The 3,046-nt window shown below is 76.0% G+C and carries 4 protein-coding genes and 1 riboswitch; of the genes, 1 reads left to right on the forward strand and 3 read right to left on the reverse strand.

The features are described from left to right. The 3 genes from AB0J52_RS34185 to AB0J52_RS34195 form a co-directional block, all read right to left on the reverse strand. Nucleotides 1-468: thiamine phosphate synthase (locus tag AB0J52_RS34185; RefSeq protein ID WP_500187029.1), on the reverse strand; the 468-nt coding region annotated here is incomplete at its 3' end. A gap of 138 nt (nt 469-606) precedes the next feature. Further along, nucleotides 607-990, reverse strand: coding sequence for an Rv2175c family DNA-binding protein (locus AB0J52_RS34190; protein WP_500187030.1), 384 nt, complete (start codon nt 988-990; stop codon nt 607-609). Between the two features lie 82 nt (nt 991-1,072). Next, the gene (locus tag AB0J52_RS34195) at nt 1,073-2,275 is read right to left on the reverse strand and encodes an NAD(P)/FAD-dependent oxidoreductase (protein WP_500187031.1); all 1,203 of its coding nucleotides are present in this window, start codon (nt 2,273-2,275) and stop codon (nt 1,073-1,075) included. Between the two features lie 50 nt (nt 2,276-2,325). After that, nucleotides 2,326-2,418: riboswitch (TPP riboswitch) on the forward strand. A gap of 5 nt (nt 2,419-2,423) precedes the next feature. On the opposite strand from AB0J52_RS34195, the gene AB0J52_RS34200 reads away from it, so the two are divergent. Further along, nucleotides 2,424-3,046, forward strand: a 623-nt coding sequence (locus AB0J52_RS34200; RefSeq protein ID WP_500187032.1) for an FAD-dependent oxidoreductase, incomplete at its 3' end; no start/stop codon positions are given.

Here is a 3,046-nt window from a genome sequence, read left to right on the forward strand (position 1 = left end):
GTCGGCGATGCACTCGTGCGCGACCAGGCCGTCCCGGCCGGTGTAGAGGATCGGGACGCCGGGCTCGGCGGCCGCGCCTGCGGCCTGCTCCTCCGAGTGCGTGGAACGGCCGATCAGGACGTCCTGGCCGACGATGGCGCGGGCCGCCGGGACGGGCAGGTCGTCCTGGCCGAGGTGCAGGACGTCGGCCTGGACGGCGTGCGCGATGTCGGCGCGGTCGTTGACCGCGAGCAGTGCGCCGTGCCGGTCGCAGGCGTCCCGGAACACCCGCAGGTGCTCGATCTCCTGCCGCGCCTCCAGGCCCTTCTGGCGCAGCTGGACGATGTCGACGCCGTTGCCGAGCACCGCGTCGAGGAAGTCGGGCAGGTCGCCCTGCTTCTCCCGGGCGTCCGTGCAGAGGTAGAGGCGCGCGCGGCCGAGCCGGGCGCTGAGCCGGACGGCACGGTCGGAGGGCAGGTGCCTGGACACGGTGGGCGGGGTCCTTCCGGAACGGGGCGCGGGCCACGCGCGCGGTGGTCCGCGCACGTGACCCGCATCATTTCACGTGCTTTGCGACGGTCTGGCCCAAGCCGTCCGGGTCGTCCCGGGACGGCTGGGGCGGCCGGGTCAGAAGGCGAGCGCCTGCGCCCGCCGGCGGACCTCGGTGCCGCGGTTCTCGGCGAGCGCCTGCACCGGCGTGCCGGGCAGCGTGTCGTCGGCGGTGAACAGCCAGCGCAGCGTCTCCACCTCGTCGAACCCCGCGTCCGACAGCAGGGTGAGCGTGCCGGGCAGGCCCTTGATGACCTGGCCGTCGGCGATGAACGCCGCGGGCATCATCAGGTGGCCGTCGCGGCGGACGGCCAGCGCCTTGCGCTCGGCGAGCAGCTGCTTGATCCGGTTGAACTTCAGGCCGAGGCGCTCGGCCGCCTCCGGAAGGTCGATCCAGTCGCCCACCAGGGCGTCGGTGCCGGGGTCGAGTGCGCTCTCAATGGTTGCGTGCGTCTGCGTCACGCCCCCTTGCTACCACGTCCCCGGAGCGCTCAAACCCGTCCGCGACCTCCGTGGATCGTTCGGGTCGATCTTTCTCCGCGGGTCAGGACCGGACCGCCTGGCGGACCGGAATGCCCGGATCGCCCAGCAGCTCGGGGTCGACGGGCGTTCCGGCGGCGATGACGCGCTTGGCCTGGACGAGGTCGCGCGGCCGGTCCACGGTCAGGATCGCGTCCAGGCGGTCGCCGGTGAGCCACGCCACAGCCCACGCGCCGTCCTCGGGCGCGCCCCGGCGGACCATCCGCGCGGCCCCGGTGTGGTGCCCCGCGTACTGGACGAACCGGCCGAACTGCTCGGACCAGAAGTACGGCGCGACGTCGTAGGCCGCCGGACGGCCGAGCAGGGTCGCGGCGGCGGTCTCGGGCGCGTTCAGCGCGGTGTCCCAGTGCTCGACGAGCAGCCTGCGCCCGTACCGGTGGGACCACCACGCGGCGCAGTCGCCGACCGCGACCACGTCGTCCCGGACGGCGCCGCCCGCCGAGGCGCGCAGGGACGCGTCGGTGAGCACGCCCCGCTCGACGTCCAGGCCGGAGCCGTCCAGCCAGGCCACCTCGGGACGGACGCCGACACCGGTGATCACCAGGTCGGCCGGCAGGCGCCCGCCGCCCGCGAGGGCGAGGCCGTCGCGCTCGACCGAGGCGACCTTCACGCCCGTCCGCAGGTCCACGCCCGCCTCGGCGTACCAGGGCGCGGTGAGCGCGCCCAGCTCCGTCCCGAGGGCGCCCGCGAGCGGCGCGTCCGCGGCCTCCACGACGGTCACCGCGCAGCCGTTCGCGGCGGCCGTCGTGGCGACCTCCGCCCCGATCCAGCCCGCGCCGACGATCACCACGCGCGCGCCGGGGACGACCCCCGCCCGCACCTCCAGCGCGTCGTCCAGGGTGCGGATGACGTGCTGCGGGCCGTCGCCGGGCATCCGGACCGGGGTCGTGCCGGTCGCGATCACCAGTCCGTCGAAGTCCAGGTCACCGGTGGTGGTGGCGAGCGTCCCGCCGCGTCCGGCGGCGAGGCTCAGGCCGGTCGCGCGCTCGCCCGCCAGCACCCGGACGTCCAGGGCGGCCAGGTCGGTGTCCAGGGCCGGGAAGTCGGTCTCGCCCTTCAGGACGGCCTTCGTCAGCGGCGGACGGTCATAGGGCCGGTGCCGCTCCGCGCCGACCATCGTCAGCCCGCCCTCGTACCCCTGCGCGCGCAGGGCCTCCGCCGCGCGCACACCCGCCAGCCCGCCGCCCACCACGATCACCCGGTCCATGCCCGCAGGCTAGCCGGTGTCCGATTCGTCGTAGGCTAGGAGGCGGAAGTGCGCGGGAGCCCGGCCGGAACCGGGCTGAGAGGGCGGCTGTGACGGGCCGCCGACCGCCTGAACCTGATCCGGGTCATGCCGGCGAAGGGAGCCCCCCGTGCGGATCGTGATCATCGGCGCCGGCGTCGTCGGCCTCGGCGCCGCGTGGCGCTGCGCGGCGCGCGGCGCCGCCGTCACCCTGGTCGACCCCGAGCCCGCGAGCGGCGCGTCCGGCGTCGCGGCCGGGATGCTGACGCCGGTGAGCGAACTCGACTACGGCGAGGAGCCCCTGCTGCGGCTGGGCGTGGCGTCCCGCAACCTCTACCCGGGGTTCGTCGCCGAGCTGGAGGAGCTGACCGGCCTCGACACCGCGCACCGCACCGACGGGCTGCTGGAGGTCGCGTTCGACGCCGACGACCTGCGGGTGCTGGAGGACGTCAAGCGGTTCCAGGAGTCCCTGGGCGTGCCGACCGAGGTCCTGGGGCGGCGCGAGTGCCGCCGGCTCGAACCGATGCTCGCGCCGACCGTCCGGGGCGGCCTGTACGCGCCGCAGGACGGCTCGATCGACCCCCGCCGCCTCACCCCCGCCCTGCTCGCGGCGGCCGAGAGGCTCGGCGCACGGCTCGTCCGGAGGCGCGCGGCCGAGGTGATCGTGCGCGGGGACGCGGCCGCGGGCGTCCGGCTGGACGACGGCACCGAGCTGCCCGCCGACCGCGTGCTGCTCGCGGCCGGGCCGTGGGC

Source organism: Spirillospora sp. NPDC049652 (assembly GCF_040675125.1).
GTDB lineage: Bacteria > Actinomycetota > Actinomycetes > Streptosporangiales > Streptosporangiaceae > Spirillospora.